This window comes from Nonomuraea harbinensis, from assembly GCF_019396385.1.
Lineage (GTDB): Bacteria > Actinomycetota > Actinomycetes > Streptosporangiales > Streptosporangiaceae > Nonomuraea > Nonomuraea ferruginea.
The window spans coordinates 1-23830 of the sequence record NZ_JAHKRN010000040.1 but is presented as its reverse complement, the minus strand read 5'-3'; the positions used below and the strand labels follow the sequence as shown (position 1 = coordinate 23830).

General features: G+C 73.1%; 20 protein-coding genes and 1 tRNA gene. 13 read left to right on the top strand and 8 right to left on the bottom strand.

Features of this window, described 5'->3' with window-relative positions; all coding sequences use genetic code 11:
- Positions 1–69: 69 nt before the first annotated feature.
- Complete coding sequence (locus KME79_RS32065; RefSeq protein ID WP_219548497.1) at positions 70–5406, bottom strand: tetratricopeptide repeat protein; 5337 nt, start codon at positions 5404–5406, stop codon at positions 70–72.
- A gap of 108 nt (positions 5407–5514) precedes the next feature.
- On the opposite strand from KME79_RS32065, the gene KME79_RS32060 reads away from it, so the two are divergent.
- From KME79_RS32060 to KME79_RS32050, 3 genes are all read left to right on the top strand, one after another.
- Positions 5515–6063, top strand: coding sequence for a hypothetical protein (locus tag KME79_RS32060; protein WP_219548495.1), 549 nt, complete (start codon positions 5515–5517; stop codon positions 6061–6063).
- A 34-nt stretch (positions 6064–6097) separates the two neighbouring features.
- Positions 6098–6475, top strand: a complete 378-nt coding sequence (locus tag KME79_RS32055) for a hypothetical protein (RefSeq protein WP_219548493.1) — start codon at positions 6098–6100, stop codon at positions 6473–6475.
- A gap of 79 nt (positions 6476–6554) precedes the next feature.
- On the top strand, positions 6555–7226 hold the full coding sequence (locus tag KME79_RS32050; RefSeq protein WP_148033328.1) for a DUF6766 family protein: 672 nt from the start codon (positions 6555–6557) through the stop codon (positions 7224–7226).
- On the opposite strand, the gene KME79_RS32045 is transcribed toward KME79_RS32050, so the two are convergent.
- Positions 7160–7996, bottom strand: a complete 837-nt coding sequence (locus KME79_RS32045) for a 1-aminocyclopropane-1-carboxylate deaminase/D-cysteine desulfhydrase (RefSeq protein ID WP_219548491.1) — start codon at positions 7994–7996, stop codon at positions 7160–7162. The genes KME79_RS32050 and KME79_RS32045 overlap by 67 nt on opposite strands.
- A 73-nt stretch (positions 7997–8069) precedes the next feature.
- Between KME79_RS32045 and galK the strand changes: the two genes are divergently transcribed.
- Positions 8070–9185, top strand: coding sequence for a galactokinase (gene galK, locus KME79_RS32040; protein ID WP_219548489.1), 1116 nt, complete (start codon positions 8070–8072; stop codon positions 9183–9185).
- A gap of 27 nt (positions 9186–9212) precedes the next feature.
- Here galK and KME79_RS32035 read toward each other — a convergent pair whose 3' ends face one another.
- The gene (locus KME79_RS32035; protein WP_219548487.1) at positions 9213–9986 is read right to left on the bottom strand and encodes an enoyl-CoA hydratase-related protein; all 774 of its coding nucleotides are present in this window, start codon (positions 9984–9986) and stop codon (positions 9213–9215) included.
- A gap of 41 nt (positions 9987–10027) precedes the next feature.
- Positions 10028–11161 (bottom strand): nitric oxide synthase oxygenase, encoded by a 1134-nt coding sequence (locus KME79_RS32030; protein ID WP_219548485.1) that lies wholly within the window; start codon positions 11159–11161, stop codon positions 10028–10030.
- Between the two features lie 357 nt (positions 11162–11518).
- On the opposite strand from KME79_RS32030, the gene KME79_RS32025 reads away from it, so the two are divergent.
- Positions 11519–12403, top strand: coding sequence for a right-handed parallel beta-helix repeat-containing protein (locus tag KME79_RS32025; protein WP_219548483.1), 885 nt, complete (start codon positions 11519–11521; stop codon positions 12401–12403).
- A 148-nt stretch (positions 12404–12551) separates the two neighbouring features.
- On the opposite strand, the gene KME79_RS32020 is transcribed toward KME79_RS32025, so the two are convergent.
- A tRNA-Asn gene (locus KME79_RS32020) sits at positions 12552–12623 on the bottom strand.
- A 126-nt stretch (positions 12624–12749) separates the two neighbouring features.
- Here KME79_RS32020 and KME79_RS32015 point away from each other — a divergent pair.
- Complete coding sequence (locus tag KME79_RS32015; protein ID WP_219548481.1) at positions 12750–13064, top strand: YtxH domain-containing protein; 315 nt, start codon at positions 12750–12752, stop codon at positions 13062–13064.
- A gap of 23 nt (positions 13065–13087) precedes the next feature.
- Here the strand turns inward: KME79_RS32015 and KME79_RS32010 are convergent, their stop codons facing one another.
- From KME79_RS32010 to KME79_RS32000, 3 genes are read right to left on the bottom strand one after another with little or no spacing between them, the layout of a single operon-like run.
- A complete protein-coding gene (locus KME79_RS32010) occupies positions 13088–13561 on the bottom strand; it encodes a hypothetical protein (RefSeq protein ID WP_219548479.1) in 474 nt (157 codons plus the stop codon).
- A complete protein-coding gene (locus tag KME79_RS32005; protein WP_219548477.1) occupies positions 13558–14853 on the bottom strand; it encodes an amylo-alpha-1,6-glucosidase in 1296 nt (431 codons plus the stop codon). The genes KME79_RS32010 and KME79_RS32005 overlap by 4 nt, the downstream gene beginning before the upstream one ends.
- Before the next feature lie 32 nt (positions 14854–14885).
- Complete coding sequence (locus tag KME79_RS32000) at positions 14886–15044, bottom strand: hypothetical protein (protein WP_187281303.1); 159 nt, start codon at positions 15042–15044, stop codon at positions 14886–14888.
- A 113-nt stretch (positions 15045–15157) separates the two neighbouring features.
- On the opposite strand from KME79_RS32000, the gene KME79_RS31995 reads away from it, so the two are divergent.
- Genes KME79_RS31995 through KME79_RS31965 form a run of 7 tightly spaced genes read left to right on the top strand, consistent with a single transcriptional unit; the run spans position 15158 to position 23790 of the window.
- The gene (locus KME79_RS31995; RefSeq protein ID WP_219548475.1) at positions 15158–16327 is read left to right on the top strand and encodes a hypothetical protein; all 1170 of its coding nucleotides are present in this window, start codon (positions 15158–15160) and stop codon (positions 16325–16327) included.
- A complete protein-coding gene (locus tag KME79_RS31990; RefSeq protein WP_219548473.1) occupies positions 16324–18510 on the top strand; it encodes a serine/threonine-protein kinase in 2187 nt (728 codons plus the stop codon). Before KME79_RS31995 ends, KME79_RS31990 begins: the two co-directional genes overlap by 4 nt.
- A complete protein-coding gene (locus tag KME79_RS45555; RefSeq protein WP_246640780.1) occupies positions 18510–19691 on the top strand; it encodes a PP2C family protein-serine/threonine phosphatase in 1182 nt (393 codons plus the stop codon). Before KME79_RS31990 ends, KME79_RS45555 begins: the two co-directional genes overlap by 1 nt.
- Positions 19684–20967 (top strand): vWA domain-containing protein, encoded by a 1284-nt coding sequence (locus KME79_RS31980; protein ID WP_219548469.1) that lies wholly within the window; start codon positions 19684–19686, stop codon positions 20965–20967. The genes KME79_RS45555 and KME79_RS31980 overlap by 8 nt, the downstream gene beginning before the upstream one ends.
- Positions 20967–21602, top strand: coding sequence for an FHA domain-containing protein (locus KME79_RS31975; RefSeq protein WP_219548467.1), 636 nt, complete (start codon positions 20967–20969; stop codon positions 21600–21602). The genes KME79_RS31980 and KME79_RS31975 overlap by 1 nt, the downstream gene beginning before the upstream one ends.
- 2 nt (positions 21603–21604) lie before the next feature.
- Positions 21605–22987: a GlnX family signal transduction membrane protein gene (locus KME79_RS31970; RefSeq protein WP_308249129.1), complete on the top strand. Its 1383-nt coding sequence runs from the start codon at positions 21605–21607 to the stop codon at positions 22985–22987.
- The gene (locus KME79_RS31965; protein ID WP_246640775.1) at positions 22984–23790 is read left to right on the top strand and encodes a transporter substrate-binding domain-containing protein; all 807 of its coding nucleotides are present in this window, start codon (positions 22984–22986) and stop codon (positions 23788–23790) included. Before KME79_RS31970 ends, KME79_RS31965 begins: the two co-directional genes overlap by 4 nt.
- The last annotated feature ends 40 nt before the right edge of the window (positions 23791–23830 follow it).

Genomic DNA, 23830 nt, shown 5'->3' with positions numbered 1-23830 from the left:
TGACCAGATGAGCTTATCCGGTCATTTTATTCACCACAAGTTTCCTCTCGTACGGCGAAATGTCGGTTTTTAGGGGAGTTTGGCGAGCAAGGTCTTGGCCTCCAGCGTGAACGTCTCGTCGCCGCTCGCCACGGCCCGCTCCAGCAGGCGGCGGGCGGCGTCCGGGTCGCCGTCGGCCATGCGGACCTCGCCGAGCCGGCAGGCGGCCTCGGCCACCAGCTCCGGCCGGTCCGTCAGCGTCAGGGTCAGCTCGTAGTACCGCACGGTCCCGTCGCGGTCGCCCAGCCAGTACGCCAGCTCGCCCAGATGCGCCGCGGCCATCCCCGCCTCGGGATCGCCGGCGTCGATCACCCGCTGGTACCAGCCGAGCGCCTCGGGGAAGTCGCGCCGCCGCTTGGCCAGCGCGCCCAGGTACATCGCGCCGAGCGCGCTCACGTGCCCCTCGGTGGCGTGCACCGCCTGCACGTACCAGGCACGGGCGGCCGCCTCGTCCTCGTCGTGGTAGGTGTTGCCGAGCGCCACCATCGCCCGCGCCGCCGCCTCGGGGTCGCCGGCCTCCAGCACCCGCCGGTAGGCCGCCCGCCCTTCGGCCTCCTTGCCGGCGGCGACCAGGGCCTGCGCGTACACGGTCAGCGCCGTCGGCTCGCCGCTCTCCGCCGCCTCCCGCAGCGTGCGCAGCGACGTCTCGGTGTCGCCCTGCCGTTCCTGCAGCATGCCGAGCAGGCTGCCGAACACCGGCCGCGCCGGGCTGTCCGCGTCGCCCGCCCGCCGTTCGGCCAGCCGGTAGAAGGCGTCGGCGTCGCCCTGGGCGTCGAGCAGTTCCAGCAGCCTGCTCCCGGCCACGAACCGCACCTCGGGGTCGTCGTCCTCGTTCAGCCGCTCGTAGACCTCCCTGGCCTGCCCGGTCTCCCCCAGCGCGGCCAGCCGCGCGGCCGCCTCCAGCTCGGCGAACGGGTCGCCCGCCAGCGCGTAGTAGGCGCGCACGGCCTCCGGGTCCTCGCACTCCTCGCCGATCTCCCGGCCGGCCGCGGCGGCGTGCTCCCCCATCCGCGACAGCACCTGGAGGGCGAGCCGGTGCTCGCCGCGGCCGCACGCCTGCCGCGCCAGCACGGTCAGGTTGCCGACGGCCAGCCGGGCGGCCTCGGACCCGCCGCCCGCCCCGTCGCCGTGGGGCCGGGCGGCCTCGGACCCGCCGCCCGCCCCCACGGCGACGGCGAACGCGTCGGCCGCGCCCAGCGGGTCGCCGTCCTCGTGCAGCCAGCAGCCCAGGTCGAGGGCCGCCTGCGCGGCCGCGTCCGCGTCCTCGGACTCGATCGCCAGCCGGGCCTCCTCGGCGGCGCCCGCCGCGTCGCCGAGCGCGCGCAGCGCCCTGGCCAGGTCGCCGCGGACGGCGGGCACGGCGCGCCGGTATCCGGCCTCGACGGCCTTGCGCAGCATCAGCACCGCGCCCGCCAGGTCGCCGCCGCTCCGGCAGGCCTCGCCCCACGCCCAGTAGCCCATCGTGACGGTCTCCTGGTCGCCGGTGCCGGCCGCGCGCTCCGCCTGCTCCTTGACTTCCTCGTACGCCTGCTGCTCCAGCAGCACCACGAGCAGGTGGCGCAGGCTCTCCAGGTCACCGGCCGCGACCCCGGCGGCGAGCGCCGCACGCGCCCCCTCCCCGTCGCCGCGTTCCCGCCGCAGCTCGGCGAGCTGTACGGCGGAGCCCGGCATGGCGGCGTGCAGCGCCTCGGCGGCGCCGTCCAGGTCACCTCTGGCGCGCCTGGCCCGGCCGATGCCCTCCCAGGCGTGGGCGGCGGCGTCCTCGTCCCCGGTGGCGGGCAACAGGCACAGCTCGGCGCGGCAATGCTCGCCCCGCCCGGCCAGCACCCCGCCCAGCCCCAGCCTCGCCTGCGCGGACACCCTCGGCTCGCCGAGCTCCACCAGCATCCGGTACAGCTCCTCCGCGGGCTCCTCACCGTCCAGCCCCCGCGCCGCCGCCAGCACCTCGTCGTACGACTCCGCGGCCGGCCGCTCCACCAGCAGGTGCCGCACCTCGGCGACGTCGTCCTCATGCAGCGCCAGCAGCAGCTCCGCCATCTCCGCCGACCCGGCGACCCCGGCCAGCGCCGTCAACGCCGCCTCCCGCTCCCCCAGCGCGGCCAGCGCCCACGGCAACTCCTCCGCACTCGCCCTCCCCAGCCGAGCCCTGGCCACCGCCGCCGCCCTCTCGTCCGCACCCCCGGCAGCCCGCTCGAACGCCTCCCACGCCCCCCGAGAGTCCCCACCCTGAGCCAGCAATTCCCCCAGCAACAACTCCCCCTCACCCCCAAGCACCCCAACGACGGCAGCGCGCTCACCGAAGGCGTGGTCACCCCCGAGACCGGTGCGCCCCTCACCGACGATGGCGGCGCGCTCGCCGGGGGCCGCCTCCCCAACGGCGCCGACGTGCTCGCCTGGGGTGGGGTCCTCACCGCCGAGAGCGGTGCCCACCTCCCCGGACGCTGCACCCAGTGGGATGTCCGGCTGGGCGCCTCGGGCACGGGCGGCTTGGAGGGTGGTGATGGCTTCGGTGAGGTGGCCGTGGGTGCGGAGGGAGCGCGCGAGGTGGAGGGCGGCGTCGTGCGGGGAGTGCGCCGGCAGGAGGGCGTGGGCCTCGGGCAGGCGGCCCGCGGCTACCAGGGCGTCCGCGAGGCGGGTGGCCGCACGGACGTCGGCGGGGTCACGGTCGAGCGCGCGCCGGTACGCCGAGGCCGCGTCGTCGTGGCGACCGGCGGACTGCCGCACGGCGCCCAGGTGGCGCAGCGCCATCGCGGCCAGCCTGTCGTCGTCACCTTCGGCGGCAAGTTCCCATGCCGAGGCGGCCCCCGCCAGGTCGCCGGACTCCTGGCGGAGCGCCCCCAGATAGCAGGCCGCCTCCTGGACGACCCCGGCGTGCCCGGAGTCCAGCGCCAGCGTCAGCGCACTGTCGGCCGCCTCACGGTCGCCACGCCGCTGCCAGGCGTGCGCGCTCTGCATCGCCAGCATCGCCGCGAGCCCACGCACCTCCCCGCCGATCCCGCCAAGCGCCCGCCCCGCCGCCGAGAACTCCCGATCGAGCAGCGCCCTCCCGTACCGCCCGAACTCCCCGTACGAGTCCCGCCCGTCCGAGACCACCCCAGACGCAGCAGCCCCCTCGAACCCGACGGCCCGATCTTCAGCCGCGTCCGACCCCAGTTCCCCGTACGAGTCCCGCCCCTCCGAAACCATCCCGGACGCGACCCGACTCTCGGACACGGACGGAACGTCGGACACGGACCGACTGTCGGACGCGGACCGATCTCCGGACGTGGAGCGACTCTCGGACGCAGTCTGGCCCTCGGACGCGACCCGACCCCCGGACGCACGGTCACCCGCCCCGTCCGGCACCAGTTCGAAGGCGGCCCGTGCCCCCTCCAGGTCGTCCAGCCGCACCCGGGTGAGGCCCAGGAGCCAGGCGGCGCGGACGGCGTCCCGGCCGCCGTGCGCGATGACCCGCTCGTGCAGACGGCAGGCCGCGAGCAGGTCACCCTGCTCCTCGTACACCCGCGCCAGCCCCGCCGCCGCCTCCCGCCGCAGCCCTTCGTGCGTGGACGACAGGGCCTCGGTGTACGCCTCACGGGCCAGGGCCAGCTCGTCGGTCATGCCCGCGAGCGCGTGCGCGACCCACGGCGCCAGCGCGGGATGCCCGCCGAGCCGGGCGCGGCGCAGCAGGTCCGCGGCCTCGTCCCGCTCCCGCAGCACGTCCCTGCCGATCACCGCCGCGTACGACAGCGCCAGCGGGTCGCCGGAGCCGGCGGCCCGCCGCAGCAGCCCGGCCGCCTCCGACAGGTCGAGCCCGAGCGAGCCCGCCACCTGCGCGAACACGGCGGTCCCGACGGCCGCCACGCCAGGGTCGGCGGCGTCCATGGCCTCCCGGTAGCGGGCCAGCCCCTCCTCCCGCCCCAGCCGCTGATGGGCGACGACCGCCCGCAGCACCGGGTGCGGCTCGTCGCCGGAGCGCTCCAGGAGGCACAGCAGGAACGCCGCGGTGAAGCCCTGCGGCACGTCCTCACCCTCGGCGACGTAGGTGAGCAGCTCGTCCGCCTGCTCCCGGTCGCCCTCGCCCAGCTCCAGCTCGGCGAGCGCCATCATGGCCCGCACCGCCTGGGCGCCCGCGCCGGAGTCGGCGGCCCGCCGCAGCAGCCGCCTGGCCTCAGCCAGGTCTCCGGCGCGCAGCTGGGCCAGCCCCTCGTCGGCGTCCTGCAGCGCCTGCTCCTCGACGGGGTCCGACAGCGGCTCCCGCCGCGCGTCGTGGTCGAGCAGCAGCGCCGCCTTGAAGGCGGCGTCGGGGTCGGGGTGGCGGGAGGCCGCGCACACCAGCTCCATGATCTCCTCGTACGCCTCCGCGTGCCGTTCGAGCAGCATGGCGAGGAGCGTCACCGACACCGAGGCCCACTCGCTCTCCCCCGCCGTGAGCACGACCCGCAGCGCGTCCAGCGCCTCGGCCACCTCGCCGGCCTCGGTATGCAGCTGGGCCAGGCAGGCCTGCGCCTCCAGCGCGTACTCGCGCTGCCCGCTGGCGATCACCCGGCGGAAGATCGCCTTGGTCCGGTCCTCGTCTCCGAGATGGCCGATGACCTTGGCCTGCTCCAGCAGCGCGGGCAGCCGCATCTCCGGCCGCGGGTCCTCGGCGGCGCGGGCGTAGGCGGCCACCGACTCGGCGTACTCGCCCAGGTCCACCAGGACGGCGCCGAGCAGCTTGTACGCCATGGACAGGTGGTCGGGGTGACCGGCGGCGACGGCGTGCTCGCAGACGGCCCTGGCCTCCTCGAACCGCTCCTCGTCCGCGTACTGCCGGTAGAGCCGGAACGCCGACAGCGACACCACCTCGGGGTCGCCGCCGGTGAGCAGCTCCCGGTAGTCGTCCTCGTCCCGCGCCTGCTCGTACAGCTCCCTGGCGGAGCCGGCCGGCGGGAAGTCCGGCAGCCGCAGCCGGGCCGCGAGCTCGGCCACCGCGGGGCTGCCGGAGCGGCGCGCCCGGTCCAGCGCCTGGCCGGCGCCCGCCTCGTCGCCCAGCTCTGTGCAGACCAGCACCATCGCCGTCTCGGCGAGAGCGGCCACCTCGAAGTCGGCCCCGTCGGCCGCGATGGACAGCACCCGGTGCGCCGCGGGCCACTCCCTGGCGTTGATCAGCATCATGCCCATGGCCATCGCCGAGCGCTGCCCGTACACCGGGTCGCCCGACTGGATCACCGCGCGGTGCGCGGCCTCGGCGCCGTCCAGGTCACCCTGCTCCTCCAGCAGGCACGCCAGCAGGTGCGACGCCTGGGCGTCCCCGGTCGCGGCCACCTCCCTGAACAGCGCGGCGGCCCCTTCGAGATCTCCCGCTTCCCAGCGGTCCATGGCCGGCCCGAGCTGTTCTGACGTCATTTACGCTCCCTGTTTAACCACTGAAGTGAAAAAACTACACATCTGTCACCTGCGTCACAGGCCATTCGGTGATACTCGGCGCCCGGCCCGCGCCGTACGGTAGAGCTCATGGGCAAGGCGTTCTGGATCGACCAGGAGTTCGACAGGGACCGTGACGGGCGCTACGCCGTGCACGTGCGCAAGAACCTCGACGCGTTCGAGTGGGGCGACATCGCGCCGGTGCGCTTCGCGTGCGCGGCCTGGGAGCTGGCCACGCCGCCGTCGCTGTCGCCCGGCTACGTACGCTGGGACCGGCGGGTGCTGGAGGCGGCCTGCGTCCGCAACACCTGGGACGGCACGCTCAACGCGCGCATCAGGCTCGCCTCGCCGCCGCCCGCGGAGCTGACCCGCTCGCGCGCCTGGTGGCGCGACCGCGGCTGGCTCGGCTGGCAGGAGACGTTCGGCCAGTACGTCGAGCCCTCGCAGTCCGACCTGGCCCGCCACCCGTTCCTGCGGGCGAGCCTGCTCGTCGAGGCGCCGGTGCCGCTCGACGACCTGCCGCCGGAGCCCGAGGGCCCGCACGACGAGGTGGAGCAGAGCGCCCGGCGGGCCGTGACGGTGCTCGCCCGAGAGCTGAACGCGCTGGTCGCGCCGATCCTGGAGCAGCTCGGCCCCTGAGCATGCCGGATGGTCTTCCGGGTAGCCCACGGTCATGAGACTCGTCGTGAGTGTGATGCTCGCGGTGCTCGCCACCGGCTGTGTCGCCGACACCGCCGGGCCCTCCAGGGCCGCGGAGCGCTTCCACGCCGCACTCGCCGACCGCCAACTGGAGGCGGCCTGCGGCATGCTCGCCCCCAAGACGGCCGACAAGCTGCCCGATCCCGGTCAGACGTGCGCCGACGCGCTGCGCGAGCTGGCGCTCGGGCCGGGCGGCGGCGTCATCGAGGTGAGCGTCTGGGGTGACGAGGCGCAGGTGCGCCTGGAGGGCGACACCCTGTTCCTGCACCACTTCGCCGACGGCTGGCGGGTCGTCGCCGCGGGCTGCGCGCCGGTCCGCGACTTCCCGTACGAGTGCGAGGTGGAGAACTGATGAAGGTGATGTTCACGCTCACCCTGCTCGTCATCGGGTCCGGGCTGGCCTTCTTCTACGCGATCGGATGGTCCCACCTTTGAGGCGGTTCAAGGACAACGCGCTGTCCGCGGCCTTCCTCGTCCTGTTCCTCGTCTGCCTGGCCGGGCAGGCCCTGGCCGGGATGCTGGACTACAACGAGCGGCAGCTCGTCGACGGCGGCGAGCCGGTCTCCTTCCTGCGGTACGTGTTCTCCTCCGACTACGCGGTGGACGTCGCGGAGAACTGGCAGTCGGAGTACCTGCAGTTCTTCATGTTCATCATGCTCACCGTCTGGCTGGTCCAGCGGGGCTCGCCTGAGTCGAAGGAGCCGGGCCAGGCGGGCGCCGAGTCCGACGAGCAGCAGCTGATCGGCCGATACGCCGGTCCCGGCTCGCCCGCCTGGGCCAGGGCGAAGGGGGCGCGCCTGTGGCTCTACAGCAACTCGCTGGGCCTGGTGATGGGCTCGATCTTCCTGCTGTCGTGGGGGGCGCAGTCGGTGGCGGGACTGGCGTCGTACAACGCCGAGCGGCTGACCGACCTGCGCGACCCGGTCGGCTGGGGCTCGTACGTGACCTCGCCCGACTTCTGGAACCGCAGCCTGCAGAACTGGCAGTCGGAGCTGCTCGCCGTGCTGTCGATGGTGGTGCTCTCGATCTACCTGCGTCAGCGCGGCTCGCCCGAGTCGAAGCCGGTCGGCGCGCCCCACGCGGCCACCGGCGTCGAGGGCTGACCGGTGACCACGGCGACGACGCGGGCGCCGGCGGGGAAGACGCCGCGGCGGGCCAGGCCGACGATGCCGAGCAGCATCTTGGCGACGTAGACCCGCTCCACCCGGTGCTCGGCGGCGAACGCGGTGAGCTCCGGCGTGGTGCGGGCGTAGCCGCCGAAGTGGTGGCCGAGGTCGATCGCCCAGTTGTCCCATACTCGCCCGTACGCCTCGCGCTGCAGCCTCGCCACCTCGCCGGCGAGGAACGCGGCCCCCTTGAGCACGGCGAACCCGAGGGCCCGCTTGCCCTCGGGCAGCCCGGCCGCGATGCCGGCGAGCGTGCCCCCGGTCCCGACCGGGCAGCAGACCACGTCGTACGGGACCGGGATGTCGGCGGGCAGCTCGGCGCAGCCGCGGACGGCGGCGGCGTTGCTGCCGCCCTCGGGCAGGATCGCCACGTCGCCCCAGCGCTCGCGCAGCCGCGCCACCACCTCGGGGGTGTCCTTGCGCCGGTACGAGTCGCGGTCGAGGTAGTCGAGCCGCATCCCGCAGGCGACGGCGTAGGCCAGTGACGGGTTCAGCGGGAGTCGCTCCTCGCCGCGGATCACGCCGACGGTCTTGAACCCGTGGCGGTGCCCGGCGGCCGCCACCGCCCTGATGTGGTTGGAGTAGGCGCCGCCGAAGGTGAGCACGCGCGGGTGGCCCAGGTTGTGGCGGAGCTTGCGCGCCTTGTTGTCGTCGTGCATGAGAAAGACCCGCACCGAACCGAGCGCGGGATCCAGCAGCTCCTCCACGCTCCTCCTGGTGCCGCTCGTACCGCTCGTGCCGCTAGTCTACGGTCGGGTCCTTGTTGAAGGGTGTTGGAATATGCGGGTTGTTGAAGCTTTCCGTGCCGCTTTCGGCGCCGAGCCGGCGACCGTCTGGCGCGCGCCCGGCCGGGTCAACCTGATCGGCGAGCACACCGACTACAACGACGGCTTCGTGCTGCCGTTCGCGGTCCCGTGGGGCGTCACCGCGGCGGTCAGCCCGCGCGACGACCAGACGATCCGCCTGCTGTCGCTGCAGGCGTCCTCGCCCGAGCCCGTGGTCCTCGCGGCCCGCGACGACGCCCGCGGCTGGACCCGCTACGTGGTCGGCGTCCTCGCCATGCTGGGCGACCGGGTGCGCGGCGCCGACATCGCCGTCGACGGGGACGTCCCCCAGGGCGCCGGGCTCAGCTCCAGCGCCGCGCTGGAGGTGTCGGTGGCCTCCGCGCTCAACGAGCTGCACGGCCTCGGCATGAGCCCGATGGAGGTGGCGCTGCTCGGCCAGCGGGCCGAGAACGACTTCGTCGGCATGCCGTGCGGCATCATGGACCAGGCCGCCTCGGCGCTGTGCCGGGAGGGCCACGCGCTGTTCCTCGACTGCCGCACCCTCGGCTCCCGCAACGTCCCGCTCGACCTGGCCGCCCACGGGCTGCGCATCCTGATCATCGACACCCGGGTGCACCACGAGCACGCGGGCGGCGAGTACGCCAAGCGGCGGGCCGAGTGCGAGTCCGCCGCCCGCGCGCTCGGCGTCGACGCGCTGCGGGACGTGACCGACCTGGGCGCGGCGCTGGCCCGGCTGCGGGGCGAGGAGCGCAAGCGGGTCGAGCACGTGGTGACCGAGAGCCACCGGGTGGAGGCGGTCGTGGGCCTGCTGCGCGCCGGCCGGCCCGCGGAGATCGGCGCCCTGCTCAACGCCTCCCACCTGTCGCTGCGCGACAAGTACGAGGTGTCGTCGCCCGAGCTGGACGTCGCGGTGGAGGCGGCCGTGCGCGGCGGGGCGCGGGGCGCCCGCATGACGGGCGGCGGCTTCGGCGGCTCGGCCATCGCCCTGGTGGCCGAGGACCGGCTGGACACGGTCCGGCAGGCGGTGTCCTCGGCCTACGAGGAGCGTTCCTGGCAGCCGCCCCGCTTCCTGCCCGCCACCCCGGCCCCCGGCGCCCACCCCCTCACCTGACGCCGCGGGCCCCCGGGGCGCGCCGGGTCAGAGGGAGGGGAAGTCGGGGTCGCGGCGCTCCACGAAGCTGGCGACGCCCTCGGCGAAGTCCGGACGGCCGAACGACGCCAGCATCTCCTCCGTCGCCCGCTGGTACGACTCGTCCAGCGTCGCCACCCAGTCGCCCCACACCTGCCGTTTGATCACCGCCATCGAGGCCGGGGAGCTGAGGGCGGCCAGCTCCCCCGCGTACGCCCGCGCCTCCTCCAGCAGCCGGTCCCCGGGCACCGCCCGCAGGGCCAGGCCCATCTCGCACGCCTCGCGCCCGGTGAACGTCCGGCCCGACAGCAGCACGTCCATGGCCCGCTGCTGTCCCATGATGCGCGGCAGCACCCATCCCAGCCCGTACTCGGCGACCAGGCCGCGGCGCGCGAAGGCGGTGGTCCACTTGGCGTCCTCGGCGGTGAACACCAGGTCGCACATGAGCGCGTGGACCAGCCCGAGCCCGGCGCAGGCGCCGTTGACCGCCGCGATCACCGGCTTGGCGATCGTGACGGGGAAGGTGTTGGGCCGCGGGTCCGGCTCCCCTTCGTAGGTGCCCTGCTGGATCGACGCCAGCGCCTCGAAGTCGGCCCCCGCGCAGAAGCCCCGGCCGGCTCCCGTGACGACGACGGCGCGCACCCGCGGATCCTTCTCCGCCTCCGCCAGCAGGTCGAAGTAGCGGCGGCCGAGGGCGTCGGTCCAGGCGTTGAGCCGGTCCGGGCGGTTGAAGGTGAGCGTGAGCACGCCTCGGTCGAGCGAGGAGAGTACGAGTTCTGCCATGGGCCAACAGAAACATGTTCTAGAGCGGGGTGCAACGCCCATCAGTGACGAGCCACGAAGTTCGGCGTGAGCAGGGGGTTGTCGTAGTAGCGGTGGAAGACGGGGGTGACGCCGCCCGAGATGGGCGGCACGATCCAGGACCAGTCGGCCGGGCAGACCCGCCCCGCCTTCTCCTCCCTGGCCAGGTGGGTGAGGAACCGGCGGGACTCGGTGTGGTGGTCGGTCATCGTCACCCCGGCCTTCTCGAACGAGTGCAGCACGGCCACGTTCAGCTCCACCAGCGCGTGGTCGCGCCAGAGCGACCGCTCGGACGAGACGTCCAGCCCGAGCCGCGCGGCCACCACGGGCAGCTGGTCGTAGCGGTCGGCGTCGGCCAGGTTGCGGGCGCCGATCTCCGCCCCCATGTACCAGCCGTTGAACGGCGCGCACGGGTAGCACACGCCGCCGATCTCCAGGCACATGCCGGAGATCGCCGGCACGGCGTGCCAGCGCAGCCCCAGCTCGGCGAACCACGGGAACTCCGGATGCTCGATCGGCACCTCCAGCACCACGTCGCCCGGCACGTTGCACAGCAGGGGCTCGCCCATCCCCGGCTGGATCACCAGCGGCAGCACGTCGAACCGGCCTCCCCCGCCCCGCCAGCCCAGCGAGGTCGCCAGCTCGGTGAGGCCGACGTGGCGGGGATCGCCGACGACGGACCCGCCGGGTTCGCGGTATCCGGCGTAGCGGATCAGCTGGTCGTTCAGCACCCGGGGCGCCCTGCGGGCGGGCAGGTCGGGCGGGAACACGGTGATGACCGGCCTGATCTTGCCGCCGTTGGTGGCCTCCCGCAGGTGCTCCACGCACTCCAGGGCCACCCCTTCGGCGCTGGTGGTCCGGCGGCGGTCACGCACCTTCAGCGACTTCCAGTACAGCCGGCCGATGCAGCGGTTGCTGTTGCGCCAGGCCACCCGGGCGCCGAACTCCAGTTCCTCGGAGGTGTGCGTGTACGAGCCGCGCCGGGCGATCTCCCTGGCCACGTCCCGCAGCCGCGCGGCCGGGTCGCCGGCTTCCGGGTGCTCCTCGTGGAAGAGCCTGATGAAGCGCTCGGCCTCGCGATGGTCGGTGGTGCGCTCGATGAGGGTCGGTACGGGCAGGGCGTCGAAGGGTCGCAGCGTTCTGATCCAGGTAGGCAACGCAGTAACCAGCACTTTTCCGGTCACGGATCGCCCTGCCGGTTCCGGGCCGGCAGTACGTCCTGGTGGCGGCGCCCTCTCCGCACCGCCGTGACGGCTTGTCCGCGGCAGCTTTCATCCTGACCCGTCGGTACCGGTTCTGTCCGGCAAAACAGGAAAGTGGGCAGCGTGAGGCGCATATGCCCTATTTGTTCTGTTAGAAGCGATATAGCGTACATTATCTCTATTGTAATAATTAAAGCCGTTACGTTCCTCTAGCTCGTAATGCTGTGCAATTCACCCAGAGTTTGAGCCCTTCACCCGAGTGGGAGGATATTTGTGCCACAGAACTAATCTGTGTCCTTATGGGGGAATCTCATGTATGCAAAAACTCTGCTCGTCGGCGGCCTGGGGGGCATTCTGCTCGCCTGCGCCCTGCCGATGGCCGCTTGGGCGGCGCAGGACGGCCACCACAGAGGCGAGACCACCGTGACCTGCGGACAGGTCATCACCAGATCCATCAAGCTGGCCAACGACCTGCACGACTGCCGCGGCATAGGGCTGGAAGTCGGCGCGCGCAACATCACCATCGATCTCAACGGCCACACCATCGACGGCAGCGGGAGCGCCCTGCCCTTCAGCGGGATCGACAACACCCCGGAGGGATCGTCCCGCACCGGTCACTCCGGAGTGACCATCAAGAACGGCACCGTCACCGAATTCGGGGCGGGGGTCAGTCTCGGGGATGGGGCTGACCGCAACCACGTCCGGAACATTCTCGCCACCGACAACGGCGGCGCCGGGATCGTCGCCCGGGACGTGGATCGCCCGCATATCAGTGACAGCGCCACCGACAGCGCCCGTTTTGGGATTTTTATCGAGTCCGTCACCAACGCACGCGTCGAGCGCAACGCCGCCCTCAACAGCAGCGATGAAGGAATCGTCGTCACGGCGAGCACAAGGACCGTGCTCCACCGCAACAGCGTGGTGAACAACAGGGGCACGGGCATCTTCGTCACGGTCAGTTCGACCGCCACCCTCATCGACGACAACGACGCCAACGGCAATGGCCAGGGCAACGACGGGGGAAGCGGCATCAACGTCACCGCGACCGATGCGGCCACCGTGATCAGGGACAACCGCGCACGCAACAACGACGACTTCGGCATCCGAGCCGAACGAGGGGTCACCGACGGTGGCGGCAACCGTGCCAGCGGCAACGGCAACCCGGCCCAGTGCCTCAACATCAGGTGCAGGCCCTGAGCCGAGGAAAATGACATACCGGCACGGATCCAACACCCGGATCCAACACCGATCTCCTCGGGCCGGTGATCCCTGACCGGCTCCGGGAAACAACTCAGGCCCCTCTCCCTTGATCCAGGAGAGGGGCCTGATCTGCGTCTTGCCGAAGCTCCCGCGAGAGGACTCGAACCTCTAACCTGCCGGTTAACAGCCGGCTGCTCTGCCGTTGAGCTACGCGGGATCGATCGGATCCGCGCTGATCGGAGGGCCTGTCGGGCCGCCCGTCGTGCGCAGGAATAGATTAGCGCACTCCTGGAGTGCGTGTCGCATCGTGATCCGGGTAGTGCCGTGAGAGCGGAGGTGCAATATGCGGTATCGAATGCCATTCGTTATGGGACTGGCCGTCGGGTACGTGCTCGGCAGCCGGGCCGGACGTGAACGGTACGAACAGATCAAGAGAACGGCCCAGCGTGTCGCCGACGACCCCCGGGTCCAGGAGGCCGCGGGGGTGATGGGCGCGAAGGCGTCCAAGGTAGGCGAGATGGCCCGGTCGAAGATGAGCGGGTCCATGCAGGACAAGATGCCGTTCGGCAAGAAGCACAAGGCCGACCAGGGCACCGGGTGGCCGGACGAGAAGGTCACCGAGCCGGCCACGGCCGACCGGACGGGGATTCCCTACTGACGGGAGCATGGGCGTGTGACTCGTCACACGCCCATGCTGCGTCGCATCCCTTCGAGCGCCTGCTCGGCCTGGGCCCGAAGGCCCGGGTCGTCGGGGTCGAGGCCCTCGTCGAACACGAGCTTCCAGCCGACGACCTCGCCGCCGGGTCTGCGCCTGGCCACCAGGCGCACCCCGCCGCGGCCGGGCAGCTCCACGTGCTTGTTGACCACGATGGTGGCGTTGACGCGCTCGCGCAGGGTCTCGGGCAGCAGCCGCGGCTCTGCCACCCGCACGGCGTGGATCGTGCCGTCGCCGGTGACCAGCCGCAGGCCGTCCTCGTCCCACGAGGCCTTGTCGATGGTCTCGTACGGCACTCTCGTGCCGTCGGGCAGGAACAGCGCCAGTGTGGTCGCCACGAGGTGGCCGTCGTCTGACGGGGTGAAGGCGAGCACGCGCTCCCCCGGCTCGGTGGTCAGGGACTCGCGGACGCTAGCGGGCAGGCGACGGAAGACTTTCACCTCTCCACCGTATCCACCGTGTCATCGGTCGTGTCGGCGAGCAGGTCCAGGGTGAGCGCCGCGCTCCAGGAGAAGTCCCGGCAGCCGCGGCCGCTGCCGTCGAACGGGTCGAAGCACTCGCGGAACCCCGCCTGCCTGACCAGGCGCAGCGTGCCGTTGGTGAGCTGCCGGCCGAGCGACTCCAGACCGTGCACGGCGGCGGCGCGGCGCAGCAGCCAGTTGGTGTTCACCCAGGACGGGCCCCGCCAGTAACGGGTGCGGTCGAACTGGACGGCGCGGATCTCGCAGCTGGGCACCGGATAGCCGGTGGCGCCCATGAACCGGGCCGACTCCAGCACCTCGACGGCCGTGTTCACCTGCAGGGCGGGCAGCCCGGGGTCGAGCAGCGGCCCGAACCCGCCGACGGTGCAGATGCGGACGAGACGCTCGTCGCGCAGGTCGCGGGCGTAGAAGCAGCCGTCCCACAGCCGGTCGAGCAGGGCGCTCCTGATGCGCTCGGCCTGCTCGACGTGCGGCACGGGGTCGGCACCCGCGATCGGGGCCAGCTCGGCCAGGGCCTGGCACGAGGCGAGCCAGATGCCGTTGAACAGCGGGTCCTCGATGGCGAACGGGTGCTCGTCGCGCAGGTATCCGGCCTGGTAGCCGGCGTTGCGGTAGCGCAGCGCCAGCCACACGTACCGGTCGTGGTCGCTGTCGGGGTGCCGCTCGTCCAGGTCGACGTTGCGGTAGCCGTAGCGGATCTCGGGGAGCGCGGCGAGCGCGCCGTCCCACGCCGGGCTGTCGTCCATGCCCGACTCCCAGGGGTGCACGATCGCGGCCAGCCCCGCGCCGCCGAGGTCGCGGGCGCCGGCGAGGTAGGCGTGCTGCGCGGCCAGGGCAGGGAAGGCCCGCCTGACGAAGGCGTCGTCGCCGGTGTGCCGGTAGAGCCACCACAGCGCCAGCCCGTGCAGCGGCGGCGCGGTCAGCCCCGAGGTGAGCACCCGGGGCGCCGCCGGGTGGTCCTCGGAGCGCCATACGGCCGGGCCGGGGAAGTACGCCTCGGGCGTGTGGAAGACGATGTGCGGGATCATCCCGGTCGCCCACTGCCCGTCCAGCAGGCCGAGCAGCTCGGCGCGGGCCCGGTCGGGGCGGTGCCTGGCCAGGCCGATCGCGACGAACGCCGAGTCCCAGCTCCATTGGTGCGGGTAGAGGCCGGGCGCGGGCACGGTGGCGCTTCCCGTCCAGTTCGCCTCGAGCACGGACAGTGCTTCGCGCCCGAGCGCGGCGTCGTCGACCGCCGGCCGCGCTTCCATCCACCCACTATGCGCCGGTAAGCCCGAGGACGCTACGTCCCGCTGCTCCGCTTCGTCAGCAGCATGACGCCGGCCGCGACGGCGCCGATGATGAGCGCCCACTTGAGCAGGTCGAAGATGAATCCGACAAGTGGCCCGAGCAGGATAAATGCCGCGATGATGGCTGCGATGACCAGAAGTATTCGTCCCATAACTTGAACGGTACGAGATCTTTTAAGCGGATTGCAGGTAAGACAGGGTTCAATCAGGGACAAGTCAGGGTCCCCCCTATGGCATCGGGAGCGTGATGAGCCAGGGCCCACCCATGAGCAGAGAAGGCGCCGAGCACGCGCTGCGCGCGAGGGCGGCCGAGCGTGACCGCATCTCGGGCGACCTGCTCGATCTGGAGTCGCACACGACCTACCAGTTACTCAAGGGCGCCTCCTTACGCGACGCGACCCGGCTCCGCTGGGAGGAGGCGCAGGCCGCGCTGGCCAGGCTCTGGTCCCTGTACGACGCGTACCGGGGGGTGCTGCGCGACGCGGAGCAGGTCAGGGCCGAGCGGTCCCGGCTCGGCGGCGAGCAGCTGGAGGCGCTGACCGCGTTGCTGTCGGGCCGGTCGGTGCTGCTGAAGGCGCCGGCCAAGCCCGTCGAGCAGCGCTCCCTGCTTCCCCCGGTGGAGGAGCGGCTGACCCTGGACGAGACCGTCCTGCGGATGGACGCGGCCTTCCAGCTCGCCACCGACGCGCTCACCGAGATCGACTCCGTCTGGTCGGCGCTGCTCCCCCGGGTGGACTCGGCCGCCGCCGCGCTCGCCGGGGCGCGCGAGCTGGGCAGCCGGCTGGGCGAGCCGGTCGACCTGACCCGCCAGGACGCCGACCTGACCCGCCTGCGCGCCGCCGTGCTGGCGGACCCGCTCGGATCGGGACACGTCAAGCAGGAGCTCGACACGCTGGTCCGCCACCTGGAGAACGTCCGCGCCGACCTGGAGCAGGCGCTGACGGTCAAGGACGAGTACGGCGCGCGCAGGGAGAACCTGAAGGCGGCGCTCGACCTCGTACGGGCGGCCGAGAGCGAGGCGCGGCTGGCGCACGGCGCCGTCGTCGTCAAGATAGCGCTGCCGCCGCAGGCGCAGCCCAGGAGCGGCGTGCCGGAGCTGGAGGCCGCGCTGGCGGCGTTGGACGCCTCGGCCGGCTCGTGGCTGGAGCGGGCCAGACGGCTCACGGTGCTGGAGCGACAGGCCGAGGAGGCCGAGGCGAAGGCGGGGGCGGCAGCGCGGGCGCTGCGCGGGCTGCTGAACAGGCGCGACGAGCTGCGCGGCCTGCTCGGCGCCTGCCAGGCCAAGGCCGCGCGCACCGGCATGGTCGAGGATCCGGCCGCGATGCGGCTGTACGAGCGGGCGCGGCTGCTGCTGTGGAGCTCGCCGTGCGACCTGACGAGGGCGGCCGCGGCCGTCGACGAGTACAAGCGGGCCATCAACGGAGGTGGGCGATGACGTCGTGCGCGCAGCCCGGCTGCACGGGCACGATCGACGAGGGTTACTGCGACCTGTGCGGTCACGCCGCCGTCTCACCCCCGGTGGCCGCGCAGGCGAGCGGCCCGGCGGAGGGCTCGGTCGGGGTGTGGACCGGGCACCCGGCCGTGTCGCAGCCCGCCGGCGTCACCCGGCCCGTACGCGGGACGGGGCCCTCCAGCAGGGGCGTGTCGGGGCCGATGAGCAGCGGCCGGTCGCGCGCCGGTGTGCTCGCGGAGATCGCCGATCTGCCGTCCGTGCCGTACCGCGACCCCGCGACCGCGGTGCAGTCCGACCCTCAAGTGCCGGAGAACAAGCGGTTCTGCGCCAAGCTCGACTGCGGCAAGCCGGTCGGCCGGTCGGTGGACGGGCGGCCAGGCCGCACCGACGGGTTCTGCCCGCACTGCCGGACGCCGTACTCCTTCTCTCCCAAGCTGGCCAAGGGCGACCTGGTGGGCGGCCAGTACCGGGTGCTCGGCTGCCTGGCCCACGGCGGCCTCGGCTGGATCTACCTGGCCTCCGACGAGAACCTGGACGGCCGCTGGATGGTCCTGAAGGGCCTGCTCAACACCGCCGACGCCGAGGCGCTCGCGGCGGCGGAGGCCGAGCGGCGCTTCCTGACGATGGTCGACCACCCGAACATCGTCAAGATCTTCAACTTCCAGCGCTCCGGCGGCCTCGGCTACATCGTCATGGAGTACGTCGGCGGCCAGTCGCTGCACGAGCTGCGCGGCCAGGGCCCGCTGCCGCTGCGGGAGACGCTCATGTACGGGCGTGAGATCCTGCGCGCGTTCGCCTACCTGCACGAGCACGACCTGGTCTACTGCGATCTCAAGCCGGCCAACGTGATCCGGGTCGGCAGGCGGCTCAAGCTCATCGACCTGGGCGCGGTGCAGCGCGTCGGCTCGCCGCCCGGGTCCTCCTGGGTGACGACCGGTTACCACGCGCCCGAGCTGGACACCCAGCCGTCGTCCGTCGCCTCCGACCTCTACACGGTGGCCAGGACCCTGGCGGCGCTGGCCGTCCCCGGGTTCAGCCCCACCAGGGGCGGGGTGGCCGCGCCGCTGCCGGACGACTGCGGCCACGAGTCGTTCGCCCGGCTGCTGCGCCGCGCCACCGACCCGGACCCGGCCGCCAGGTTCCACAGCGCGCAGGAGATGGAGGAGCAGCTCGTCGGCGTGCTGCGCGAGATCTCCGCGCTGGAGGACGGCGTGCCGTACCCGGCGCCGTCCGCGCTGTTCGGGCCCGAGCGGGACGCGGTGGGCAGGGCGCTGTCCGACGACCCGCAGCGGGTGTTCGACGCGCTGGACCCGATGGCGGCGGTGACGTCGCTGCCCGTGCCGCTGGCCGACCCCGCCGACCCCGCGGCCGGGGCGCTGGCCGGGCTGGCCGGCAGCCACCCGCACGAGCTGGCCGCCCAGGTGGGGGCCATGCCGGAGACGCCGGAGACCCGGCTGACGCTGGCCAGACTGGCGGCGGAGGACGGCCTCGCGGGAGTACGGGACATGCTCGACGACCTGGACCGGGCACTGCCGGGCGACTGGCGCGTCACCTGGTACCGCGGCGTGGCCGGGCTCGCCGTCCGCGACCCCGATCTCGCGGTGAGGTCGTTCGACCGGTGCGTGTCGATGATGCCGGGAGAGCGGGCGCCCAAGCTCGCGCTCGGCTTCGCGCTGGAGCTCGCAGGTCGCGATCCGGTCCCCTGGTACGAGAGCGTGTGGCGGACCGACCACGCCTACGTCAGCGCCGCCTTCGGGCTGGCCAGGACGGGCCGGACGGCGGTGCTCGACGAGGTGCCGGCGTCCTCCAGTCACCGGGTGGCCGCGCAGCTCGCGCTGGTGGCCGCCGCCGCCCGGCGGGACCCGCGGGCGCTGCACCCCAGCGAGCTGACCGCCGCCGCCGACCGCCTGGGCAAGCTGGCCGACCTCGACCCGCGCCGCCGCAAGCGACTGACGGCCGAGATCCTGCGTGCCGCGCTCACCTGGCTCGACGGCAACCAGCCGGCGCCCGGCGCGCGGGTTGCGGACACCCCCTTCACGGAGCGGGGCGTGCGCGGGCGGCTGGAGTCGATCTACCGCGAGCTCGCCGGCGCGGCGTCCTCGCGGCAGGAACGGTACGCGCTGGTCGACCTGGCCAACACCGTCCGGCCCCGGACGTGGCTGTGATGTGCCCGCTGTGCGAGGCGCCCGTGGCCCGGGGCGACTCCTTCTGCGAAGCCTGCGGCCACCCGCTCGCCTCCCCCTCCTGCGTGTCCTGCGGCGCCGCCGCCGTGGACGCGGAGGGCTACTGCGAACGCTGCGGCGTGCGCCAGCCCACGGCCAGGGACCATGCCGAGTCCGTCCTCCCCCACGGCGCCGCCGCCGTCACGGACCGCGGCCTGCGCCGCGCCCGCAACGAGGACGCGGTAACCCTGCTAACGCTCACCCCACCCCCGCCGAACCCGATCCCACCAGAAGCGACCACCATCCCGGTAACCACATCAGCCCCAAGAACACCCCCACCCGGCCCGCCCCGAACAGGCGGGACAATCCCGCCAGAGACACCCCCTCCCCGCGCGGCGAGGGCTGTCCCGCTAGGGACGCCTCCCGGCGCGACCCCGGCAGACCCGGCGGACACTTTCCCTCCTCCCGGCGCGACCTCAGCAGGCAGGCCGGTCCCGTCGGGCACGGCCACTTCCGGCGCGGCGGGGACAGTCCCGTCAGGGACGTTTCCTCCCAGCGTGACTCCAGCAGGTGGGGCGGTCCCGTTGGGGGCGGTCGGTTCGGGGACGATCGCTGTGGTCTGTGATGGGGTGGGGAGTTCGCCGCGGGCTGATGAGGCGGCGGCAGCGGCTGTGGCGGCGGCAGCGGCGGCGCTGGCGGAGGGGCGGCCGCATGAGGAGGCGTTCGGGCTGGCCGGCCTGGCGGTCGGCAAGCTCGCCGGCTCCCCCGACCATGCTCCGGCCTGTACGTACGTGGCCGCGGTGGCGCGCCCCGGCGAGATCACGCTCTGCTGGGCGGGCGACACCCGCGCGTACTGGCTCGCCGACGTCCCCGCCGACGGGGGCGTGCGGCGGGAGGGGACGCTGCTCACCGAGGACGACGTCGCGCCCACCGGGGAGATCACCGCCTGGCTCGGGGCCGACTACCCCGACGTGCGCCCCCGTACGCGCGTCTTCACGCCGCCGGGACCCGGCCTGCTGCTGGTGTGCAGCGACGGGCTGTGGCGCTACCTCGCCGGCTACCGCTTCCCCACCGAGGGAACCCCGCTCGACCAGGCCCGCCAGATGCTGCGCCACGCGCTCGACTCCGGCGGCCACGACAACGTGACCATCGCCTTGATCCCTCTAGGAGGCACGCATGGGTGACCAGCCCACCTTCACCTTGCAGATCGACCAGAACAAATTCCTCTCGGTGGACGGCCGGGAGGTGCACGCCATCCTCACGATCGGCTCCACCGGCCAGGCCGTGGCGGAGACCGCCGCCGAGGCCGCCGAAGTGATCATCGTGGACACGTCGGGCTCGATGAGCGGCAGCAAGATCCGTGACGCCCGGACGGCCGCCGCCACGGCCGTGGAGACGCTGCGCGACGGAGCGTACTTCGCGGTGGTCTCCGGCACCTCGACGGCCAAGGTGGTCTACCCGCACGGCCACGGCCTGGTCCGGGCCACCCCGGCGACCCGGGCCGAGGCGCAGCAGGCCATCTCCAGGCTGACCGCGCGCGGCGGCACCGCGATGGGCGAGTGGCTCAACCTGGCCGGCCACCTGCTGTCGGCGCATCCGAACGCGGTCCGGCACGCCCTCCTCATGACCGACGGCCAGAACAACGAGCGCGAGGAGACGTTCCAACAGGTGCTGCGGGCCTGGAGCGGCAAGTTCGTCTGCGACAGCCTCGGCGTCGGCGCGGACTGGGTGCCCGCCCAGCTCCGCATGGTGTCGGAGGCGCTGCTCGGCAGCTTCGAGTTCGTCAGGAACCAGCACGAGCTGGCCGAGTTCTTCCGCCGGATCACCCAGACGGCGATGGCCAAGACCGTGCCCGACCTGTCGCTGCGCGTGTGGGTGCCGCAGACCGCCACGCTCAAGTTCGTCAAGCAGGTCTCGCCCACGCTGCTCGACCTGACCGGCAAGCGCGCCGACGTCAACCCGATGACCGGCGACTACCCGACCGGCTCGTGGGGTCAGGAGGAGCGCGAGTACCACCTGTGCGTGGAGGTCGCCCCCGGCCAGATCGGCCAGGAGATCAGGGCCGGATGGGTGAAACTGGTGCGGCCCGACACGGACGAGGTGCTGGCCTCGGGCAACGTGCTCGCCCAGTGGACCGACGACCTGGCCCAGTCCACCCGGATCAACCCCAAGGTCATCCACTACACCGGCCAGGCCGAGCTGCACCAGCTGATCCAGGACGGGCTGAGCGACCGCGCGGCCGGCAACGTGGAGGCCGCCACCGCCCGCCTGGCCAAGGCCAGGAAGATCGCCGCCGACTCGGGCCGCGAGGACACCGCGCGGCTGCTGGACAAGGTGGTCGAGGTCGATCCCGTCCAGGGCACCGCCCGGCTGGTCACGAACGTCGACAAGGCCGACGAACTGGAGCTGGACACCGGCTCCGTACGCACGAGCAGGCTCCGCAGGACGGAGGGCAGCTGATGGCGACCTGCCCGCAGGGGCACGCGTCGAGCACCGACGACTACTGCGACGTGTGCGGGACGCAGATGTCCGCGCCCGCCCCGCAGCAGCCGGCCCCGTCCCAGCCCCAGGGGTCGCGGCCGGCGGAGAGCTGCCCGATCTGCGCCACCCCGCGCGTCGGCCAGTTCTGCGAGGTGTGCGGCCACTCCTTCGACGGCGGCGCGCTGCCCGCGCAGACCTCGGTGGCCGGGGCCCGCTGGGAGGCGGTGACCGCCGCCGACCGCGCCTACTACGACCAGGTCATCGCCCAGAACGGCCCGGACGCCGCAGCCATGGCCTTCCCCCCGTACTGCCCGGAACGCTCGTTCCCGCTCATCGGCGAGCAGGTGCGCATCGGGCGCAGCCGCAGGGGCCGTGACCTGACGCCCGAGATCGATCTGGCCGGGCCGCCGACCGATCCGGGCGTGTCGGGCCTGCACGCGGTGCTGCTGGCCACGCCCGGCGGGACCTGGATGCTGGTCGACCCGGGCTCGGCGAACGGCACCCAGGTCAACGGCAAGCCCGTCACGGTGAACGTGCCGGTCCCGGTGGGGCCGGGCGACCGCATCCACCTCGGCGCGTGGACCGTGATCACGATCAGGGAGGGCACGCCTTGACGGTGACACCGATCTCACCCGCGCCGCCCGCCCCGCGCCAGGCCGCGCCTCCGGTCAGGCGGCGGGCCGCGCGCAGCGTGCCCGGCAGGGTCCGGGTGCTCACCGGGGTGGCGGCCGCGGCGCTCGCGCTGCTGTTCGCCGCCGTCGCCGCCGGCGGCACCACCGCGGGCGACGGCCTGCGCGTCATCGGCCGCGACGCCGGCCCCCAGGTGGTCGCCACCTCCGGCCTGTACTTCGGGCTGAGCGACATGGACGCGCTGATCGCCGACGTGCTGGTGATGGGCCCCGAGGACGGAGGACTCAGGGCCAAGGCCCTCGCGCGGTACGAGCAGCAGCGCTCGGCCGCCAACCTGGCGCTGCTGGAGGCGTTCCAGCTGGCCGGCGACGACCAGGCGGAGCGCCGTACCATCCAGTCCGTGCTGGACGGGCTGGGCCGCTACGAGCAGTTGGTCGCGCGGGCGCTGTTGCTCGACAGCCAGTCCAGTCACGCCGCCGGGGACCCGCCGGCCTCGGTCCTGGGGGTCTACCGGGACGCCACCGACCTGATGCGCCAGGTGCTGCTGCCGCAGGCCTACAACCTGACGCTGGAGAGCGGCACCATCGTGCGCCGCACCTACGACGACACGGCCGGGATGCTGCCGCTGGTGCGGGCCGCGGTGATCGTGGCCGGGCTGCTCGCGCTCGGGTGCCTGCTGTACCTGCAGGTGTACCTGGCCCGGCGGTTCCGCCGGGTGCTCGGGCTCGCGCTCGTCGGCGCCACCCTGGCGACCGCCGGCGCGATGGCGGCCGGGCTGAGCGTGATCCAGCGGGACATCGACTTCCTGCGGACGGCCAAGTTCGAAGGCTTCGACTCGGTGGTGACGCTGGCCAGGGCCCGCGCCATCGGCAACAGCATGCAGGGCGACCAGAGCCGCTTCCTGCTGGACAAGGAGCGGGCCGACACCTACGAGCACCGGTTCCTGGACAAGTCGCAGCGGCTGATGTACGTCGAGGCGGGGAGCCTGGCGAAGTACCAGACCGCGGTGCAGAGGGCCGAGGACTTCCGGGGCATGCTGGGCCCCGAGCTCGCCGGCGCGACCGCCGAGCCCGTGCTCGACGCCTACCTCCGCTACCAGGAGGCCGACAGCCTGATGCGCGCGCGGGCGGCCACGGGCCGCACCGGTGAGGCGGTCGCGATCAGGCTCGGCGAGGTGCGGCAGGCGTTCGCGACGTACGACGAGGAGCTCGTGAAGGTGGCCGAGCGCAAGCAGAGCGTCTTCGCCTCGGCGGTCGACCGCGGCGAGCGGGCGCTGGACGAGCTGTGGACCGTGCTGCCGTTCGCCATGGGCGGCATCGGCGTGCTGCTGGCCCTGGGCGTGTGGCCACGACTGAGGGAGTACCGTTGAAGCGGCTGATGATCGTGATGCTCGCGGCGGTCGCGCTGGTGGCCGCCGGATGCGGCGCCGGAACGCCCGAGTCCATGCTCGACAAGGACGAGATCGTCATCGGCGTCCGGCCCGACCTGCCGTCGGTGGGGTTCAGGAAGGGCAACGGGTTCGAGGGCTTCGACGTCGACGTGGCCGCCTACGTCGCCGAGCGGCTCGGCAAGGACTACCGGCTGATCCCGGTGCTGGCCGCCGAGCGTGAGGACGCGGTGCTCTCCGGCGAGGCCGACCTGGTCGTGGCCACGTACACGATCAGTGAGGACCGCAAGCAGAAGGTGCTGTTCGCGGGCCCGTACCACATCTCCTACCAGGACATCCTGATCCGGCCCGACGAGAGCCGGATCAAGGACGTGCGCGACCTGCGGGGCCGGCGCATCTGCGAGGTGGAGGGCGCGAACGCGGCCCAGCGGGTGGTCGAGGAGCGCGGGGTGGCGGCGGAGGTCAAGCCGTTCCCCGACTACCAGGCGTGCATGGTGGCGCTGAAGCAGAACCAGGTGGACGCCATCACCACCAACGACGTCATCCTGGCCGGGCTGGCCAAGCAGGACGGCGGCGGGCTGCGCCTGGCCAACGCCCAGTTCAACGAGCAGCGGACCGGCATCGGCATGCGCCGGGGAGACGTGGCCGGATGCGAAGAGGTCAACCGGGCGATCACCGACATGTACCAGGACGGGACCGCCGCCAAGCTGCTGCGCGAGTGGTTCGGCGGCACCGGCCTGGACTTCGGCACGGTCGCGGTGCCGCAGTTCGAGGGCTGCTCGTGACACGACGGGGGGGCCGGGGGGGGCCCCCCCCCCCCCCCCC